This window comes from Myxococcus sp. XM-1-1-1, assembly GCF_020037095.1.
In the GTDB taxonomy this organism is placed as follows: Bacteria; Myxococcota; Myxococcia; order Myxococcales; family Myxococcaceae; genus Myxococcus; species Myxococcus fulvus.
Genome location: NZ_JAIQDH010000030.1, coordinates 24564 through 41366 on the forward strand (window position 1 = coordinate 24564; position 16803 = coordinate 41366).

The window sequence follows — 16803 nt, forward strand, 5'->3', positions numbered from 1 at the left end:
GTCAGAGCTCCCGTGAGAACTGCGCCGTCTGGCGCTGCTGGGTGCGGCGCACCACGTAGCGCACCGTCACCTGGAGGGCGGCCTCCTCGCTGTGCGTCTCCACCGCCTCCACCTGGATGAGGTCCCCCAGCCACTGCTGGAGCGCGCCCTGCACCAGGAACTGCGTGGCGGTGGCCAGCTCCGAGCTGTTGGGCGCGAAGACGAGCTGCCCCAGGCCCGTGCCGAAGGTGGGCCGGTTGACGCGCTCACCGGGCGAGGTGAAGAGCACCTGCTCGATGAGGTGCCGCACGTGCGTGTCCAGGTCCGCGTCCGCCGTGCGGCCCCGTCCATCCAGGCGATAGGGGAAGGCGATGTGCATGGCTCAGGTCCCCCTCACGCGGACCTGCGTCATCACCACCTGCGGCGGTCCCAGGGGCGCGGCCCCCAGGGACATCCCCACGCTGTTCTGCAGGATGACGAACTGGCCCCCCACGCGCACGCGCACCGAGGGCACCATCCACTTCACCTGCACGCACGGCCCTCCGCTCTGTGGCGGGAAGGTGCAGCCCGTCACCAGGTACTGGTCCGCCATGGTGGCGACGAACTGCCCGCCCACCTTCACGCGCGGGTTGCCGGGCATCGTCTGCACCTGGCCCCCGTGCGGACACATCACCGTGGCTCCGACGTGGACGACGAAGGCTCCCATGGCTAGATGACCTCCAGCGCGCCGTTGTTGACGTTGACGCCCGTGGGGCCGAGCTTGATGTTGGCGGCGCCGAACGACAGCTCGATGCCGGTGGCGCTGAGCACCACCTTGGCCGTGCCCCCGTGGTTGATTTCGATGCCGGCCGCGGTGAAGGTCGCCTTCAGCGGCATGGGCACCGCGGGCGGGCTCACCTCGATGCTCAAGCCCCCCGCGCCCGGCAGGTCATCGAGCTTCACGGTGACGGCGTCCGTCTTCCACACCTTGGTGGTGGGAAGGCCCGGCGTGGCGGGCGCCTCGCCCTCGCCCCAGAAGCAGCCGGCGACGATGGGGTAGTTCAAGTCCCCGCGCTCGAACTCCACCCAGACCTTGGCGCCCACCGCGGGCACCGCGAAGAAGCCCTTGCCGCTGCCGCCGTACGGCATGCACGGCATGGCCCAGCCCAGCTGGCTGTCGCCCAGGACGGTGGGCACCTTCACCTGCACGCGGCCCATCATCAGGGGGTCGATGTTGTTGACGACCTCGCCGCGGTACTTCCCGAAGTAGGAGCTCATGGCGGCACCACCGGAGTGAGCGCCCCGGCACCCTCGCGCGTGAGGGTGAAGCGCTGCTTGTACTCACCGGGGCGGATGGAGTGGGTGACGTTGCGCACGTAGAAGAAGCCGTCGTGCTGGAAGCCCGCGCCGCGCACGCCGACCAGGCCCCGGGGACGCAGCACGTCGCCGTAGCGCGTGGCGTCCAGCTCCCCGGAGCCCGTGAGCACCTGGTCCGTGGAGGCGTCCGTCTGCCCCTGCGCCCGGGCGAACGCGGCGAGGTAGCCCGCGCCGTCCGGTACGTCCTCCAGCAGCGACGTGCGCACGCTGGACTGGGTGAGCAGCGCGGGCTGGCTCGCCAGCGGCGGGACGCGGAGGCTGGCGAAGGTCTGCACCGGCAGCGCGCGGCCGAAGACGATGGCCTGGCCCTTCACCGTGGTGGGCGCCAGCGCGTTGTACTGGAAGTCGAGCGAGTCCACGTTGGTCTGCGCGCCCAGGTTCACCGAGAGCGCCCGCTGGGGGATGCCCAGCCGGTTGGGCGGGCCCCAGTACGCGGTGTTCATCAGCGGCGCGGGGCCGGGGGTGACGTGGAAGACGTAGCCGTAGCGGCTGGCCATCTCCTGCAGGTAGGCGTAGTCGGTGCCTCGGAAGACGGGCGTGCGGTAGATGGGCAGCGGCACGTCCAGCGTGGGCGGCGGGATGATGACCGGCACCAGGCCGTACTGCGCGTAGCCCAGCACGAGCTGCGCGATGATGATGGGCTCCACCTGCGCGGGGTGCTCGTGGACCTTCTGCTCCAGGTCCATGGCCACGCTGATGTCCTCACCGGTGACGGTGAGCGTGGAGGCGCCCGGCTGATGGGAGGGCGTGAGCGTGCGGTGGGTGATGATGCCGTCGAAGAGCACCTGGGGCACCACGTTGAACGTCACCAGCAGCACCACCCGGTTCATGGGCTTGAGCAGCGGGTGGCCCACCAGCCCGTAGTCGAGCAGGTCCATGGCCCCCGCCCGGCCCACGCCGAAGGTGAGCTGGAAGCCCGAGCGGCCCTCGTCGTTGTGGGTGACCTCCACGTTCTGGAGGGCCTCCATGAACGACGCGGGCGCGGGCACCGCCACCGTGGGGCCCACCAGCAAGGTGAGATGGATTCCCAGCAGGCTCATCGGGCGCTCAGAACTCCGGCATGGCGATACGCACCACGGAGCCCGTCTCCCGCATCAGCTCGAAGGGGTTGAGCGTGTCGTTGGCGTCGCACACGCGCCAGAAGTGCTCCGGGTCTCCCAGCGTCCGGTGGGTGAGCAGGTCCAGCCGGTCTCCCTCGGTGACGGTGACCTCGGCCAGGACCTTGAGCGCGTTGCCCGCGGGGATGAAGCGGCGGCGCTTGTAGGCGGCCACGCGCCCGTCGGGCAGCGTGAGGGTGGCGGTCTCGAGATTCGCGTAGCGGCTGGTGGGGTCGAGCATGGTGACTCCCGGGTGACGAAGGGGCTTCAGCGAGGCAGCGAGGCGTTGGCCACGCCGGAGACGCTGCCGACGACGGCCAGGGCTTCCTTGACGACCTGGTGCGTGAGGAAGAGGGCGTAGCCGGGGTGCGTGAGGGGCAAATCGTTGTACGAGAGCACGCGCAGCCCCAGGGACACCTTGGCGCGGATGGGGTTGAGGTTCGGGTCGAAGGCTTCCTCGGTGATGGTGAACTCGGTGAGCTTCACCGGCAGCACGCGCTTGGGGCCCCAGACGAAGAGCGTCAAGGGCGCGGTGGCGGGGACGACCTCCAGCGTGCCCACCTGCATCAGCACGGCGTTGAGGATGACCTGCGCGGACTTGGGGTAGACGAGCATCTCCAGCGAGGACAGCTGCGGGTAGATGCCCACGCTGCCGGCCAGCGCGTCCCCCTGGGCGAGCTGGTCCGTGGCGTCTATCTCCACCTCCACGCGGATGTTCTCCACGGGCGCGCCCTTGAGCCTGAGCGCCTCCGTGCGGTCCCCGCCTTCGCCCGACATCTGGGGCGTCAGCGTGCGCGTCATGGTGTCCGGGTTGTATTGGAACACCACCAGGCTCGCGACGGGGTTGAACGGGTCCAACCCGACGATGGCGCCGCGCTGCGTGCGCGGGGTGCGAGGGAACGAGCTCATCGCGTCGGTCCTCCCTGGCCCAGGCCCGCGTACACCGCCTGCGCCACCTGGACGCCCAGCGACTGGGGCGCGGCGTGGGGCCTCGTGTGGATGGCGCCCGCGTCCACGCGCGGCACGGCGCCGGACAGGCCCTGGGGCAGGCCCCGCTCGGTGAGCAGGCGCGTCAGCTCCACGCGCACGGCCTCGCCCACCTGCTCGCGGTGGGAGGCGGGGACGCCGTGGAGCACCAGCTCGTCGATGTGCAGGCAGATGTGTCGTGGCGTCGTCATGTCCACCCCGAGACCTCGGCCTCCGCCAAGGGCTTGTCGAGCTTGCTGAACTCCGAGCGCACCGCGCGCTGGAGGTGGGCCATCCGCACCGGCTCGTTGGCGTCGGCGGCCAGGAACGCGGCGTTGAGGGCGATGGTGCGGATGTTGCCGCCGGTGACGCTGAGCCGGGCCAGGCGCGCGACGTCCAGGCCTTCCGTCGGCGTGGCGGCGGGGAACATGCGCCGCCAGATGTCCGCGCGCTGGGCGGCGTCCGGGAAGGGGAACTGCAACACGAAGCGCAGCCGGCGCAGGAAGGCCGTGTCCAGCGCGTCCTTCATGTTGGTGGTGAGGATGGCCAGGCCCCCGTACGACTCCATCTGCTGGAGCAGGTAGCTCACCTCGATGTTGGCGTAGCGGTCGTGGCTGTCGCGGACCTCCGAGCGCTTGCCGAACAGGGCGTCGGCCTCGTCGAACAGGAGGATGGCGCCGCCCTCCTGCGCGGCGTCGAACACGCGGCGCAGGTTCTTCTCCGTCTCGCCGATGTACTTGCTGACCACCTGGCTCAGGTCGATGCGGTAGACGTCCAGGCCCAGCTCCAGCGCGAGCACCTCCGCGGCCATCGTCTTGCCGGTGCCGCTGGCGCCGGCGAACAGGGCGCTGATGCCCAGGCCGCGCGCGCCCTTGGAGGCGAAGCCCCACGTCTCGTACACGCGCGTGCGCTGGCGCACGGCGGCGGCGATCTCCTTGAGGATGGCCTTCTTGTCCGGCGGGAGCACCAGGTCCTCCCAGCCCGCGGTCGGCTCCAGCCTGCGCGCCAGGTCCTCCAGCCGGGGACGCGACTGCACGCGGCAGGCGTTCCAGAGGGCCGCGCCCAGCGCGCCCTCGTCGTCGAAGGGGCCTTGCTCGCGCACCTCCAGGCTGGCGGCGCGGATGGCGTGCAGGGGCAGGTCGAACTGCTGGGTGATTCGCTCCAGCGCGCCGTTGAGCGGGACACCCTCGGGGCCGAGCGCTCCGGTCCACAGCGCCTGCTGTTCGACCCGCGTGGGCCGCTTCACCTCCAGCGGCAGCGACGCGCGGCCTCTCAGGCGCATGGGCTCGCGCGCGGCGAGGATGACCATGCCCTGCACCTGCTCGGCGAAGGCGCTCGCGGCGCGGAGCGACTCGGCGCTGGTGCCGTCGTCACACTCGATGAGCAGGCCGCTGCCAATCAGCAGGGCCTCGCGCTCCCAGAGCCGGGCGAGCATCCCTCGCTCCTCGGCGCCGAGGGGGAGCTGGCTCGCGCGCGCGACGTGGAGCTGCAGCCCCAGGGCCGCGCAGGCCGTGCTGGCGATGGCGCGCGCGCCTTCGGACTCCACGCCGCACAGCTGGATGACGGCGGCGCTCGCCTCGCGCTCCCAGAGTCGGTACATCCGCTCGGCGAGCTCCTGGTGCGAGGGCGGCGGCGGGGCCTGCGCGGGGACGGGCGAGACGAGCTCCTGGAGCCGGCGGTCCAGGTACGACAGGCCGGTGAGGTAGTGGAGGACGCGCTCGTCGATGCGCAGGGGACTCGTGGTGAGGCCGTCTTCCGGCGCGAGGGTGAGCAGCTCCCAGCGGCGCAGGGCGGCCACGGGGGTGAGGGCGCTCCAGTGCGCGTCCGGCAACATCGACAGGGCCAGGCCGAACGTGGGCCAGGGGCGCCGCGGGTCCCGGTTCACGGCGGCGAACAGCGCCCCGAAGCCGGTGCCCAGCTCCACGCTCGCGCAGCACAGCAGGATGTCGCGCTCGAAGGGGGAGAGCTGGAAGGTCTCGCACAGGTTCTCCAGCGCGGACGGGGCCGGCATCGCGGAGCCCGCCTGCGCGAGCGCGGCCAGGGCGGCGTCGATGTCGCTCCCCTCGGCGGGGAGGGACTCATCGCCCGTCGCGCGCACCTGCTGGAGCAGCCGCGCGCGCACCACCGCGAGCGCGGCGGTGAGCTGACGCTGGTTGGCCTCCTGCCAGGTGGTCGGCGCGGAGGTGCTCATGTGACGCTCACCCGCTGGGTGGGGTCGAACACGGGCGGGGTCTGGCTCCGGTCGATGAGGAGCGAGTCCACGCCGTCCACGCGCAGCCGGACGTGGTGGTCGCCTGCGTTGAACCCGCGTCCGGTGAAGGTGAGGTTGTCCACGGCGGCGACGCGCTCGGGCGCGGGGAGTTCCTGGCCACCGAGGAGCAGGGACACGCGCTGGTCCGGACGGACGTGCGGGCCGAAGGTGGCGGTGAGCGTGATTTCGCCATCGGGGCCGCGCGGCACGGGCGAGGGCGCGAGCGAGAGGATGCGCGGGGCGAGCGTGAGCGGCAGGGCGGGAGAGGCGTGCTCGACGCCGTTCGTGTCGGTGACGATGACGGACACGGCGTAGGTGCCCGCGGGCCAGTTGACCGCGTCATTCGGGATGGAGGTGGTGAGCCGCGCGGCGGTGACGTCGGCGGCGGGACGTGTCACCGGCGTGGTCCAGAGCGGATGCTGGAAGCGCACGCCCACGGTGTTGCCCGCGAGGTGGTGGCCGGTGAGCACGAGCACGTCCCCCAGGCGCGCGCTGGCCTGCTGCTGTGGAGGCGTGATGGCCTCGAGCAGGGGGAAGGGGGGCAGGGTGTCCGGCTGGACGGAGAGGACGGGACGCAGCACGGGGAGCGGCGTGGCGCGCGGACGGGTGCTCTCGATGAGGACGACGGAGACCTGGTAGACGACGGAGACCCGGTACTGCGTCTGGAACATGGTCCAGAGCTTGGAGAGCTCCTCCAGGGAGAGCGGCTCCGAGGTGATGCGCACGCGCTCGGCCTGGCGGTGGAGGTCATTGCCGGGGACGGCGACGCGGAGCTCCTCGGACCCGAGCAGCGGGTGGTCGTGGAGGACGCTCATCGCCTTGCCGAGCAGCTTGTGGCTCTCCACGTCGTCATCGGACGGGGCGTAGGGCGTGAGCAGGTACGTGAGCCGCAGCGCGAGGGGCGGGAGGCCCGACTCGCCGGGCTTCACGTGGGGCGGGAAGGTCGTGTTGCGGAGCGCGGCGTCGTGACCGACCTGGAAGAGGAAGAGGTTGAGCTGGTGGTGCGTGGCGTCCCGGGCGCGGGCCTTGTCCGGAGGCAGCGTGGTGACGGTGACGTCCGGCGTGTCCACCTGGAGGTGGTTGAACAGGAGGGTGCGCAGCGTCGCCGTCACCGTCGCGATGGAGAGCGAGTTGCTCATCGTCCACCTCCCAGGCGAGGCGCGAGGCGTGATGCATGTCGTGCGGCCATCCCGGGTCGGAGGAGATGACTCTTCGCCTGCCCGGACGCCCCCCGTGACGCATGACGCGTGGATGAGGTCGGGTGCGCGCAGCGTGAGGCCGCCCGTCGCGGTGCGAGGCACAATGCGTGGCGCGCGGCCATCGTCCGGCGAGGGAGGCGGTTCATCGGCCCCCTCCGTTGCGGCGCGCGAGGTAGTCCTCCAGCGACGGAGACGCAGAGGGGCGCGCGGGTACGCCCCGAGGAGGCGCGGCGGGCGCCACCGCGCGCACCTCGATGCGACCGATGGTGACGTTGATGACCGGGGCCTCCGGTGCCTGCGTCATGGAGGGCGGTGCGGCGCGGGGCTCCTGTCCGCCTCGCGCCCTGTCGCCCTCGCCCGATTCGAGCGCCGCGGCGAGCGCGCGCGCCTGACGAACGGGCGAGGCGGGGCGCATCGTGCGGTCCTGCTCCTCCGCGAGCGAATCGCGCGCCAGGCCCCGCGTCGTCTCCAGCGCGACGGACAACCCCAGGGCCGTGATGCCCCCGCGAGTCGCCTCGTGCGCGCCAGGTGCCGCGCGAAGTGGCTCATCCCGAGGCATGATGCTCCCCTCGCCGCGCGAGGACTCGTGCTCCGTGCGAGGCGTGAGCTCCCCGGCTCGCCGCGCGTGACGAGACGGGGACGCCGCCGAACCGTCGGAATGCTCCGTCGAGCGGGCGAGCGGTGACCCGGCGTCGGTCTCCTCCGCGCCCGGCGCCGACCTCGCACGCGAGGCAAGGCCCCCGTGCCCCGACGTCCTCGCACGCGGGACGACGCCTGACTCCCCTGACGTCCCTGCACGCGGGGCGACGCCCGCCTCCCCTGACGTGCGTACGTGCGTGAAGGACCCCTCGGCCCCCAGCGTCCTCGTACGCGGTTCACGCGTGAAGGCACCGTCCGCGCTGTTCCACGCGGACCCCGGCTGATGCCGAGCCTCGTCTTTGCGCCCCTCGTGTGGCGTGCCCGCCGCGCTCCATGACGACTGCTTGAGCCCCGTCGCGGTGTCGCGGTCCTTCGAATCCGAGGCCCGTCCCTCATCGGCGCGCGGGCCCAGGGCCGAAGCCGTCGACACGCGCGGACCGGGGTGTCGCGCGGGGCCCTCGCTCACCAGGGCCTCCGCGCGCTCACGGGAGCTCTCACCCCTCGACGCGGCCTCCGTCGATTCGGGCCCGCGTCCGAAGTGCCCCTCACCGACGCCAGGGCCTCCACGGCTCCGAGGCTCGCCGAGCAGCGGACCCACCCCGTCCCGAGCCTCTCCGGACCTGGGGGCCTGCGTGCCCAGGGGCTCGGCGAGCACCTGGCCCACCGCGCTCCAAGGTTCGCGGTGAGGCCGGACCTGGCCGAGCGGGGCACGCGATGCTTCACCTGACGTCTCCTCCAACTCCCTCACCACGCCCCGCGCCTCGGGCGCGAAGTACGACGCACTCCGAGGCCGGACTCCCTCCGTGGGGCGGACCTGCCGGGCCACCAGATGGCTCAAGTAGTCGCTCATCGCCCCACCAGCTCCAGATAGCGCTGCCGCTTCCAGGGGCTCATCGCGAGGATGTGCTCCTCGGACCAGCCATACAGGCTCGCCAGCGTGTGCACGTCACGCAGCAGCCGCTGCGCCCACGCCTCCACCTCGCGCCACAGGAACTCCGCGATGTCGAACCCCGCCGCCCAGCCATGGCCACAGCCGGGACACGTCGTGGCCAGCTCCACACGGGCCTGTGGATCCGCGGCCTCCATCGCCGAGCTGATGGCACCCACCACGTCCTCCGGCAGCTCCCGCACCTCCACGTGCGCCCCCTCTCGACGGGCCTCCACCACGCACCGCGCCAGCATCTGCCCGGGCCCAGCCGCCTCCCGCCCCGCCGCCAGCGCCGCCAGGTCCCGACTGTCCGGTAGCCGGAAACGCACCACGTGGCCCGCCCGCTCCACCTCCAGCACCTCCGGCGCCGCCGCCGTGGGGACGCGGATGTCCCCCACCTCGAACGCCAGCTCCACCTGCTCTGCGCACCGCGGACACGCCACCAGCCCCCAGATGGCCCCGCCGAACGTCCCCTCCCGCAACGACAGCAGCAGCGCGTCCCGGGCCCCCACCGGCAGCCGCGCCAGCTCGCCCAGGCTCCGCTCCGGGAAGGCCGCGCCCAGCAGCGCGAGCGCGCGCCCCGCGGACGGGTGCGGGTAGCCCGCCTCCCACGCGCCCAGCAGCTCCGAAGCCGTCAGCGAGCGCATGGGGCCTCGGTGCGTCAGGGATTGGGCTCGTTGAAGGTGGGCTCGGTGGGCTCGGTGACGTCGTAGTCACGCTCCCAGCCCTCGTTCTCCAGCTTCAGCGTCTGGATGGCCACCGCGTTGGCGTTGGCGTCCAGGTCCGGCATCGCCTGGTACTCCGACACCCAGCAGCGGTAGAGCTTGTAGGAGATGGCCAGCTGTCCGGCCTCGTTGTAGACCTCCAGGATGATGTCCTTCCTGAAGTCCTTGAGGGACACCTCGGCGCCCAGCCCGGAGCCGTAGTTCCAGACCTTGTTCGCCCAGCGCTCGAACTCGGTGTCGTGGGTGACGCCGCGCTCCAACGTAATGGCCTCGTACTCGCTGCGGCCCGGGGACTTGCGGCTGCTGCTGGGGTCGCCGCCCTCGCGGTGCTTCACCACCTCCGTGGTGCGCTTGAGCGCGCCCACCTTGCTGATGCCCGCCACGTAGCGGCCATCCCACTTCACCCGGAACTTGAAGTTCTTGTACGGGTCGAAACGCTGCGCGTTGACGCTGAACTGAGCCATGGAATGGGTCTCCCTTTACGCCGCGACCTGGCCGGCCATCTGCTGGAGCTTGAGGACCACGAACTCGGCCGGCTTGAGCGGCGCGAAGCCCACGACGATGTTCACCACGCCGAGGTTGATGTCGTTCTGCGTCGTCGTCTCCTTGTCGCACTTGACGAAGTACGCGTCCCGCGGCGTCTGGCCCTGGAAGGCGCCCTGCCGGAAGAGGTTCTGCATGAAGGCGCCCACGTTGAGGCGGATCTGCGCCCACAACGGCTCGTCGTTGGGCTCGAACACCACCCACTGGAGGCCCCGGAAGAGGCTCTCCTCGATGTTGAGCGCCAGCCGGCGCACCGGCAGGTACTTCCACTCGTCGGCGAGCAGGTCATTGCCGCGCGTGGTGCGCGCGCCCCACACCACCCGGCCCGCGGCCGGCAGCGAGCGCAGGCAGTTGACGCCCAGCGGGTTGAGCTGGCCGTTCTCCGGGTCCGTGAGCGGCACGCTCAGCTTGGGCACGCCGGTGAGCAGCGCGTCCAGGCCCGCGGGCGCCTTCCACACGCCGCGCTGGGTGTCCGTGCGGGCGATGACGCCGGCCACCGCGCCGCAGGGCGCGAAGGTGTCCAGCTGGCCCTCCCGCAGGGGGTTGGCCTGCACCAGCCGGGGGAAGTAGAGCGCCGCGTTCTTGCTGCGCAGGCTGCTGGCGTTGAAGCCGGAGACGGCGTCCGCCACGCTGTCCCAGGCCGCCGGCGGGTCGGCGATGAAGATGGCGCGGCGCTCCTCGCAGTAGGCCGCCGCGTCCGTGGCCAGCTCCGGCTCGATGTCGCCGCCCAGCGTGTGGGGCGCGATGCACAGCAGGTTGAAGACATCCACCTTCTCCAGCGCGAACAGCCCCTTCTTGTCCGCGCGCAGGCCCGCGGCCTGGGTGAAGTGGGTGCGGGTGAGCGCGCTGCCGTTGGTGCCCGCGTCGGCCGCGGCGGGCGTGTAGGTGCCCGCCGGAGGCCGGGCCGCGGTGGCGGGCAGGGTCCTCACCCGCAGGAGCGTGGAGCCCTGCGCGAGCACCGTCGGGTAGTAGCGCGCGCTGGCCGCGTCGATGGAGAGGTTGATGAACTTCTCCGTCACCTTGGTGCCCGTGTCGGTGACGGTCAGGTTGAAGAGCAGGTCGTCGACGGCCGGAACGCCCGTCTTCTTGGTGTTGTGGTCCACCACCACGCTGAGCTTGCCGCCCCAGGCGCCGGGGCTCGCCGCCTCCAGCACCAGCGGGCCTTCGGTGGTGGTGATGCTCAGGTCCGCGGTCTCCGAGCCGTTGTCCAGGCGGACGACGACGGCCTGGCCGCCTCCATTGAGGAAGAAGTCGCGGACGGCGAAGCTCATCGCTCCGTCCTCCCACAGACCTCCGAAGCTCCGCTCGAAGTCACCGTAGCCGTTGCAGACCACCGGCTCGTTCACCGGCCCGCGCAGCGCGCGTCCGACGAAGGCGGTAATCGACGTGGGCACCCCGGTGATGGTGCGGACCCCACTGGGAATCTCCTCGATATAGACGCCCGGATAACTGAGAGCTGCCGGCATGGACGACTCCTCCCTCTGCGGGTTCGTCGACTCCGCCCCGACTCACGAGGCAAGAGCCCTGCTACGCGCGGCGTGCTCCCAGTCCCCAGGGAGCACCCCGCACGTCGGGTGACACATTCAGCTGGAGGGGTTGCGGCAATCCATGCCGTCGTGGCAATTCCTATCGCGTGAAAACCGCGCGACCCCCCTGGTCTCGGAATCCTGGCTCACTGCTCGGCGACGTCTCGGGACTCTGCCAGAAACACGACGGAAAGTCATTCATTCCGTCGTAGTGGTTTCTACTTATGGTGCTTGGATGTGTCACGGGTCGGGTGCGCCGGACCAATCCAAGACATTGGATGCGGTGTGTTACACGGCTTCATTCATGGCCACCGTTGTACGAACGACGGCGGAGAGATTCCTTCGAAAGTCGTTTCAGCGGGGGCGTGGCGGTGCGTCACGTTTCGTCGGTGGCGTCCGAGTCCGCTGTGCCTGTCGCGTCCGCGAGGATGGCGGCGAGCCCCGCGCGCGTGCGGGCCTCCTGGATTCGCGCGGTGAGCTCCTCGGAGGTGCCTTCGGGGAGTCGGTCCAGGGCCTGCGCTCGGAGCTCCTCGGTCGCGGGGGCGCCCATCCGCAGCGTGAGCGCGCCCGCGACGGTGGCCTGGTGCTTCGCGTGGAAGGACTGGGCCTCGGGGCCCTGCATGTCGAAGTACCACCGTGAGGTTCCCTCGGCGTCATCCTCCCGGTTGAAGTTCTCGAGCGTGAGGCTGTCCTCGCCGTCGCGTGCGATCACCGCCGCGAAGTGGAAGCTCCAGAGTTGCTGTGGGTCCTCGGCGGTGCGCTCGCGGGTGCCGACGATGGCGTAGGACTCTCCGACCTCGGGACGTGCGTGGGCGTTGACGCCAATCCGTCGGCTCCTCTCGCTCATCGTCTGCTCGGGCAGTTCCCGGTAGGCCGTCGTCGTGGCGTTCCTGTCGTCCGCCAAGCGGGCATCGAGGTGCTGGGCGAGCCGGGTGGCCCAGCCCGCCTGGGTCTCGAGCTCCTCCCCGACATGGCCCGCCTGGATGAGCGGGGTGAGCACCTCCACGGCGAACTGCTGGAAGCCTGGCTGGTACTCATACCGGTCCTTCATGATGTTCTTGAGCAAGGCCCGGCGCAGCGGTTGGCTGGGGATGGCGTCCTCCAGCAGCGTGGAGGCCTCTTGCAGCGAGCTGGTCTCGACCTCGAGGCCGTCCCCGTAGGTGAAGCGGAATGATTCCAAGTCGTCCTCTCCGAAGCGCGCTTCCTGGGCGGCGACGACACCCTGAGGGGTGGGCGCCTCCTGGTTCGTCAGTTCCCGGGCGATGAGGTTGAGCTCCCCGACGGCCCCCGGGTAGGGGTTCTGTCTGCGCAAGGCCAGGTCGGCGTCATCGGGGCCCTGGTAGAGGGCGTGGGTCTGCCCCGAGTTCGTCACGCGGTCCGCCACATCGATGCACTCGTGGACGTCGAAGAGGGGCTGCTCGGCGACGACCGCCCTGGGCGTCACGGACTGCATTCCCGCCAGTGCTTCGGGGGCGTCGTCTCCAGCGAGGAGCCTCACGCGCGAGCCCATCGCCTCGAGGATGCGGTTGGACCGCTCGATGAGGGCGGGCGTGGCGAAGAACCGCTGCGTCTCGTTCTCGGCGGGCAGCGCGAACGCGCGGTTCGCGGAGATGCGATAGCCCGCCTCCTCGGTGAAGCGCTGGACCACGCCGCCGGGCCGCGCGGTCGACGTCCTCGCGCGCGCGCCCTGGTCCGCGTCGCGCTGTCGCTGGAGCAGCGACTGGACCGCGGGCCGGTGGTCCAACATCCGCTGCAGCGTGCGTTGGCGTGCGCCCGAGGCAGACTCCAGGCTGTCGCCAGCGGTGGCGCGAGGCTTGTGTGCTTCGGCGTGGTGCGTGGTGTTGCGCGGCCGCTCGTGGACCTTCATGGGCATCACGCTCCCTGGACGGAGCCACGAGCTTAGAGAGGCCGCGGGATGCGCTGAACGCCCTGGCACATCTCACGAGACCGAACTGGTGCACATGTCCCACCACACGCCTTGTCAGTCCAGGCAGCCGAGCAGGGTAGGTCCTGGGGGCACTTTGCACGGGGAATGACACGACACACCCTCCCTCCCAGTCTCTTCAGTAGGGGGCAGCATGTCGTGGCGCGGTGGGTGGATGGTGTCGTCGTTGCTGGTGTTGGGGGCGGGTTGTGGCGGTGCGCTTCCCGGGGAGGAGGTGCCCGCCCCCGCCGAGGAGGCAGAGGAGCGGTTGGATGGTTCCTATTGCCTGCCGACGGAGGATTCCACCCAGCGTGTGAAGACCATCCTCCCGCCCTCGGACATCGGGATTCCGCGCTACGCGTCGAGCCCCAGTGACTTCGTGCGATTCAAGGGCCAGCTGCACTTCGCGGTGAACTACGAGGATGGGAAGCGGGCGCTGTGGCGCAGCAACGGCGCCGCGGCGGGGACCACTGAAATCAAGAGCCTCCCCGCGACGGAGGGGAACTTCACGCCGCCGCTCGGGGGGCTCACGCCCACCTCGTCCCTGCTGTTCTTCCGGGCGGCGGACGTCGTGCACGGCACGGAGCTGTGGGTGAGCGACGGCACCTCGGGCGGCACCCGCATGGTGGAGGACCTGACGCCGGGGACGGCCAGCTCGTATCCGACGCACATGACGGCCACGGGCAGCGGCTCGGTGGTGTTCTTCCTGGAGCGCTACGAGTCGGGCTCCACGCGCGTGCGCTACGAGCTGTGGGCGTCGGATGGCTCGGCCGGCGGCACGTCACGCGTGCGTGACTTCGGCGCGGACGCGGAGGTGAGCTACCTGTCCGGCGCGGCGAACAACACGCTGCGCTTCTTCGTGCGGGACTTGTCCGGCGGCACCAGCCTCTGGAAGACGGACGGCACGTCGGCGGGCACCGTCCAGGTCAAGCGGCTCACGTCGGGGCCCAATGCCTTCATCAAGGACGCGCGGACCCAGGATGGGCTCACGCTCTTCATCCTGCGTCAGGACTCGGGGCTCCAGGAGCTGTGGAAGACGGACGGCACGTCGGGCGGCACGCTGCGCCTGGCGTCCTTCGGCGCCACCCGGGACGTGCGCCTGCTGGGCGCGCTGGGGTCGACCGTCTATGTCACCACCACGTCCCTGACGACGCAGTACATGGTCCTCTACCAGGTGCCTCTGGCGGGCGGCACCCCGACGTCCGTGGTCAGCCTGCCCAATGACTACACCTCGCTGGGCGAGGCGTTCCCCTCCATCGACAGCGTCAGCATCCCCCCGGGAGGCTCGAAGCTGTTCTTCTCCGTCATCATCGGCAGCAATGGCCCCGCGCCGCGCGACTCGCAGCTCTGGGTGACGGATGGCACCGCGGGCGGAACGGTGCGGCTGCGCCGGCCGCTGAGCCTCTCGGACGAGTACGCCTCGCCCGTGTATGCCGTGTCGGACGACCTGGTCTTCTTCAGCGCCTACGAGGCCGACGGAGGTGGCATCGAGCCGTGGGTGAGCAACGGCACGCCGTCCGGCACGCGCAAGCTGCGGGACATCGCGAACACGGCCCTCTCGACCTCGTCCTACCCTCGTGAGTACTTCCGGCTGGGCTCGCGGGTGTACTTCAGCGCGTATGACGACACCGAGGCGGGACAGCTCTGGTCCACGCAGCTGACCGACGCGTGCTTCGCGCCGCAATCCCAGCCGTAGGCTCGCGGAACGCAGTCACTCCTCGCGCCAGGTTGGGGGCGTGGGACACGTCAGGGCCGGTGGCTACGCTCCAAGGCCTGACGCGAGGAGTGCCTCATGAAGAGCTTCGAGTCGCGGCGCGCGGTGCTCTCATCTGAAAAGACAGGGGGTCGAGTCGCCCCTGTCCCCGCGGCGCCGACCTCCCGCGAGGCCGCGCTCCAACGGATGGAGGCCCGGCTCAACCAGTCGCCGCGCGTGGTGGCGCAGGCAAAGTTGTCCGCGAGCCTGTCGGGGCGTGATGCGTCCGCCCCCATCCAGCGGGTGGGCGGGCCGAAGTTCGGGCTTCGCCCCGCGGAAGGTGCCGACGGCTCGGAAGGGCTCGTCAGGCTCACCGCCGCCTATGCGGCCTACAAGGAGCAGGTCCGCAACCAGAAGCAGATGGCGCGGGCCGCCTTCACCGGGCACGAAGGCGACCACGGGGCGCAGACCGTCTACAGCCAGGCGCTGGCGGCCGCGGAGCTGACCTCCGAAGGGCTGATGGGCGCGCTCGGCGAGGGCTTCACTCGCGGCGAGGACGGGCTCATCTCTCATGGGGGCATCGCCGTGGCGAGCCTGCTTACGGGGGATGACGCCTATGAGGAGGTCGAAGAAGAGGGGCTCGCGCAACCCGTCTACAAGAAGCACACCCTGGAGGGGCTGAGCGGGAAGGATTACATGAGGGTCCATGGCGCCTATCTGCGACGCATGGCCTACCGTGGAATCACGCCTCCGGAGCGCAAGGCCTATCAGGAGGGTGAGGCGCTGCGGCCGCTCAACGACGGACCTGACGCGCGCGTGCAGGGACAGATGGGCTACACGTTCAAGGAGTCCGGAGTGGCGAAGGAGCGTTCTCGCAAGCCTCAACCCGGGGACGACGACAAGGAGCGGCAGACGGACCTGGAGTGGGCCCAAAGCCACTTCAACGACGAGCTGGAGTCCTTCGAGGACGACGAGCAGTTGTTGTCCTTCCTCCAGACGCGCAAGGGGGTGGGGAAGTTGCTGTCCGCCAGGTCCACGAAGAAGCCCATCACGTCCAACGCGGGCAAGGGGTTCTCCGGGTTCGGTGAAGTGACGATAGACCTCGCCCGCGTCCCCCCCGAGTGGATCTTCCACCACTACGCCGAAGGCGGCTTCGATGCGGGGGCGCTGGCGGGCCTGCTCGGGAAGGACCACGTCCCGGGTGCCTTGAGGTGGGAGGTCGACCGCGCGAACGAGACCGTCCTGCGCAACCGGGAGATCGTGCTGGCGGGAATCCCTCGGGAGGCCGTGACGAGGTTGAAGGACGTTCCGTCACGCGAGGCGTATGACCAGGAGTTCCGCCGCCTGTATGCGCCCCACTATCGGGAGGCCTATGAAGCCTTGGTCGAGGAGGCGACAGGATTCCAGGAGCCCGCGCCCGAGCCGGAGCACATCCCGTCGCCACAGGACCACTTCACGCAGCTGCAGGCGCGCTCGGACCTGAATGTGGCGCAGGCCCGGGCGGAGGGCCGCGGGGACGCGCGTGCGCGCATCGACTACATCGACCAGTTCCTGAAGTCCTACCCTCATGCGTGGACGCAGGCCTACGAGGACACGCTGTCCGAAGAAGGCGATTGGGAGCGATTCGATTATCCGGAGGCGCCCAAGGCGCCGAGGCCCGTCTCGGTGCCGTCGATGGGCGAGGAGCCCGACGCGGGAGTCGCGGGAAAGGACCAGGGCGCGGTGGAGGGCGCGGCGGCCGCGAGGGCCTTCCTGGCCAGGCTCGTCGAGGGCTCCAGGTCCGTGGAGGACGAGGGCGCGCAGCTGGATTCCGGCGAGGACGAGCCTGCCGCGAAGAGCCAATCCAAGAAGGGCAAGGCCAAGGCGCCGAAGAAGCAGCAGGGGAAGAAGGGCAGGGGCAAGGGCCACAAATAGCCTTGCCCGCATGCGCGAACGGGACACTCCCTCTCGACAGGGGTTGTTTGTCCGTGGCATTCC

Annotated in this window: 16 protein-coding genes; 2 read left to right on the forward strand and 14 right to left on the reverse strand. The window is 70.6% G+C overall.

Features of this window, described 5'->3' with window-relative positions; translation table 11 throughout:
- Position 1: 1 nt before the first annotated feature.
- The 14 genes from K8640_RS37555 to K8640_RS37620 all read right to left on the reverse strand — a co-directional run bounded on the left by K8640_RS37555 (position 2) and on the right by K8640_RS37620 (position 13076).
- The gene (locus tag K8640_RS37555) at positions 2 to 358 is read right to left on the reverse strand and encodes a GPW/gp25 family protein (protein ID WP_223751500.1); all 357 of its coding nucleotides are present in this window, start codon (positions 356 to 358) and stop codon (positions 2 to 4) included.
- A 3-nt stretch (positions 359 to 361) separates the two neighbouring features.
- Complete coding sequence (locus K8640_RS37560; RefSeq protein WP_141328759.1) at positions 362 to 685, reverse strand: hypothetical protein; 324 nt, start codon at positions 683 to 685, stop codon at positions 362 to 364.
- A gap of 2 nt (positions 686 to 687) precedes the next feature.
- Positions 688 to 1236, reverse strand: a complete 549-nt coding sequence (locus K8640_RS37565; RefSeq protein WP_141328757.1) for a phage baseplate assembly protein V — start codon at positions 1234 to 1236, stop codon at positions 688 to 690.
- Entirely contained in the window at positions 1233 to 2375 is a 1143-nt protein-coding gene (locus K8640_RS37570; RefSeq protein WP_223751501.1) for a hypothetical protein, read from the reverse strand. Before K8640_RS37570 ends, K8640_RS37565 begins: the two co-directional genes overlap by 4 nt.
- A gap of 7 nt (positions 2376 to 2382) precedes the next feature.
- On the reverse strand, positions 2383 to 2673 hold the full coding sequence (locus K8640_RS37575) for a hypothetical protein (protein ID WP_046712450.1): 291 nt from the start codon (positions 2671 to 2673) through the stop codon (positions 2383 to 2385).
- Positions 2674 to 2699: 26 nt separating this feature from the next.
- Positions 2700 to 3341 (reverse strand): hypothetical protein, encoded by a 642-nt coding sequence (locus tag K8640_RS37580; protein WP_223751502.1) that lies wholly within the window; start codon positions 3339 to 3341, stop codon positions 2700 to 2702.
- Complete coding sequence (locus K8640_RS37585) at positions 3338 to 3610, reverse strand: hypothetical protein (protein WP_141328751.1); 273 nt, start codon at positions 3608 to 3610, stop codon at positions 3338 to 3340. The genes K8640_RS37580 and K8640_RS37585 overlap by 4 nt, the downstream gene beginning before the upstream one ends.
- Positions 3607 to 5589, reverse strand: a complete 1983-nt coding sequence (locus tag K8640_RS37590; protein ID WP_223751503.1) for an ATP-binding protein — start codon at positions 5587 to 5589, stop codon at positions 3607 to 3609. Before K8640_RS37590 ends, K8640_RS37585 begins: the two co-directional genes overlap by 4 nt.
- Positions 5586 to 6788, reverse strand: coding sequence for a DUF4255 domain-containing protein (locus K8640_RS37595; RefSeq protein ID WP_223751504.1), 1203 nt, complete (start codon positions 6786 to 6788; stop codon positions 5586 to 5588). Before K8640_RS37595 ends, K8640_RS37590 begins: the two co-directional genes overlap by 4 nt.
- Before the next feature lie 202 nt (positions 6789 to 6990).
- The gene (locus K8640_RS37600; RefSeq protein WP_223751505.1) at positions 6991 to 7407 is read right to left on the reverse strand and encodes a hypothetical protein; all 417 of its coding nucleotides are present in this window, start codon (positions 7405 to 7407) and stop codon (positions 6991 to 6993) included.
- 926 nt (positions 7408 to 8333) lie between these two features.
- Complete coding sequence (locus K8640_RS37605; protein WP_223751506.1) at positions 8334 to 9062, reverse strand: hypothetical protein; 729 nt, start codon at positions 9060 to 9062, stop codon at positions 8334 to 8336.
- A gap of 14 nt (positions 9063 to 9076) precedes the next feature.
- Positions 9077 to 9604 carry a phage tail protein gene (locus K8640_RS37610; protein ID WP_046712457.1) on the reverse strand — a complete coding sequence of 176 codons (528 nt, stop codon included), beginning with the start codon at positions 9602 to 9604 and terminating at the stop codon, positions 9077 to 9079.
- 15 nt (positions 9605 to 9619) lie between these two features.
- Positions 9620 to 11149, reverse strand: a complete 1530-nt coding sequence (locus K8640_RS37615) for a phage tail sheath subtilisin-like domain-containing protein (RefSeq protein ID WP_223751507.1) — start codon at positions 11147 to 11149, stop codon at positions 9620 to 9622.
- A 436-nt stretch (positions 11150 to 11585) separates the two neighbouring features.
- Positions 11586 to 13076 carry a hypothetical protein gene (locus K8640_RS37620; protein WP_223751508.1) on the reverse strand — a complete coding sequence of 497 codons (1491 nt, stop codon included), beginning with the start codon at positions 13074 to 13076 and terminating at the stop codon, positions 11586 to 11588.
- Between the two features lie 211 nt (positions 13077 to 13287).
- On the opposite strand from K8640_RS37620, the gene K8640_RS37625 reads away from it, so the two are divergent.
- Both K8640_RS37625 and K8640_RS37630 read left to right on the forward strand, forming a co-directional pair.
- Positions 13288 to 14829: an ELWxxDGT repeat protein gene (locus K8640_RS37625; RefSeq protein ID WP_223751509.1), complete on the forward strand. Its 1542-nt coding sequence runs from the start codon at positions 13288 to 13290 to the stop codon at positions 14827 to 14829.
- 96 nt (positions 14830 to 14925) lie between these two features.
- On the forward strand, positions 14926 to 16740 hold the full coding sequence (locus K8640_RS37630) for a hypothetical protein (RefSeq protein ID WP_223751510.1): 1815 nt from the start codon (positions 14926 to 14928) through the stop codon (positions 16738 to 16740).
- Positions 16741 to 16803 lie beyond the last annotated feature (63 nt).

What these genes read in the sequence shown, in the direction of transcription:
- K8640_RS37555 (WP_223751500.1), bottom strand. Translation starts at nt 358, where the DNA reads ATGCACATCGCCTTCCCCTATCGCCTGGATGGACGGGGCCGCACGGCG.
- K8640_RS37560 (WP_141328759.1), bottom strand. Translation starts at nt 685, where the DNA reads ATGGGAGCCTTCGTCGTCCACGTCGGAGCCACGGTGATGTGTCCGCAC.
- K8640_RS37565 (WP_141328757.1), bottom strand. Translation starts at nt 1,236, where the DNA reads ATGAGCTCCTACTTCGGGAAGTACCGCGGCGAGGTCGTCAACAACATC.
- K8640_RS37570 (WP_223751501.1), bottom strand. Translation starts at nt 2,375, where the DNA reads ATGAGCCTGCTGGGAATCCATCTCACCTTGCTGGTGGGCCCCACGGTG.
- K8640_RS37575 (WP_046712450.1), bottom strand. Translation starts at nt 2,673, where the DNA reads ATGCTCGACCCCACCAGCCGCTACGCGAATCTCGAGACCGCCACCCTC.
- K8640_RS37580 (WP_223751502.1), bottom strand. Translation starts at nt 3,341, where the DNA reads ATGAGCTCGTTCCCTCGCACCCCGCGCACGCAGCGCGGCGCCATCGTC.
- K8640_RS37585 (WP_141328751.1), bottom strand. Translation starts at nt 3,610, where the DNA reads ATGACGACGCCACGACACATCTGCCTGCACATCGACGAGCTGGTGCTC.
- K8640_RS37590 (WP_223751503.1), bottom strand. Translation starts at nt 5,589, where the DNA reads ATGAGCACCTCCGCGCCGACCACCTGGCAGGAGGCCAACCAGCGTCAG.
- K8640_RS37595 (WP_223751504.1), bottom strand. Translation starts at nt 6,788, where the DNA reads ATGAGCAACTCGCTCTCCATCGCGACGGTGACGGCGACGCTGCGCACC.
- K8640_RS37600 (WP_223751505.1), bottom strand. Translation starts at nt 7,407, where the DNA reads ATGCCTCGGGATGAGCCACTTCGCGCGGCACCTGGCGCGCACGAGGCG.
- K8640_RS37605 (WP_223751506.1), bottom strand. Translation starts at nt 9,062, where the DNA reads ATGCGCTCGCTGACGGCTTCGGAGCTGCTGGGCGCGTGGGAGGCGGGC.
- K8640_RS37610 (WP_046712457.1), bottom strand. Translation starts at nt 9,604, where the DNA reads ATGGCTCAGTTCAGCGTCAACGCGCAGCGTTTCGACCCGTACAAGAAC.
- K8640_RS37615 (WP_223751507.1), bottom strand. Translation starts at nt 11,149, where the DNA reads ATGCCGGCAGCTCTCAGTTATCCGGGCGTCTATATCGAGGAGATTCCC.
- K8640_RS37620 (WP_223751508.1), bottom strand. Translation starts at nt 13,076, where the DNA reads ATGAAGGTCCACGAGCGGCCGCGCAACACCACGCACCACGCCGAAGCA.
- K8640_RS37625 (WP_223751509.1), top strand. Translation starts at nt 13,288, where the DNA reads ATGTCGTGGCGCGGTGGGTGGATGGTGTCGTCGTTGCTGGTGTTGGGG.
- K8640_RS37630 (WP_223751510.1), top strand. Translation starts at nt 14,926, where the DNA reads ATGAAGAGCTTCGAGTCGCGGCGCGCGGTGCTCTCATCTGAAAAGACA.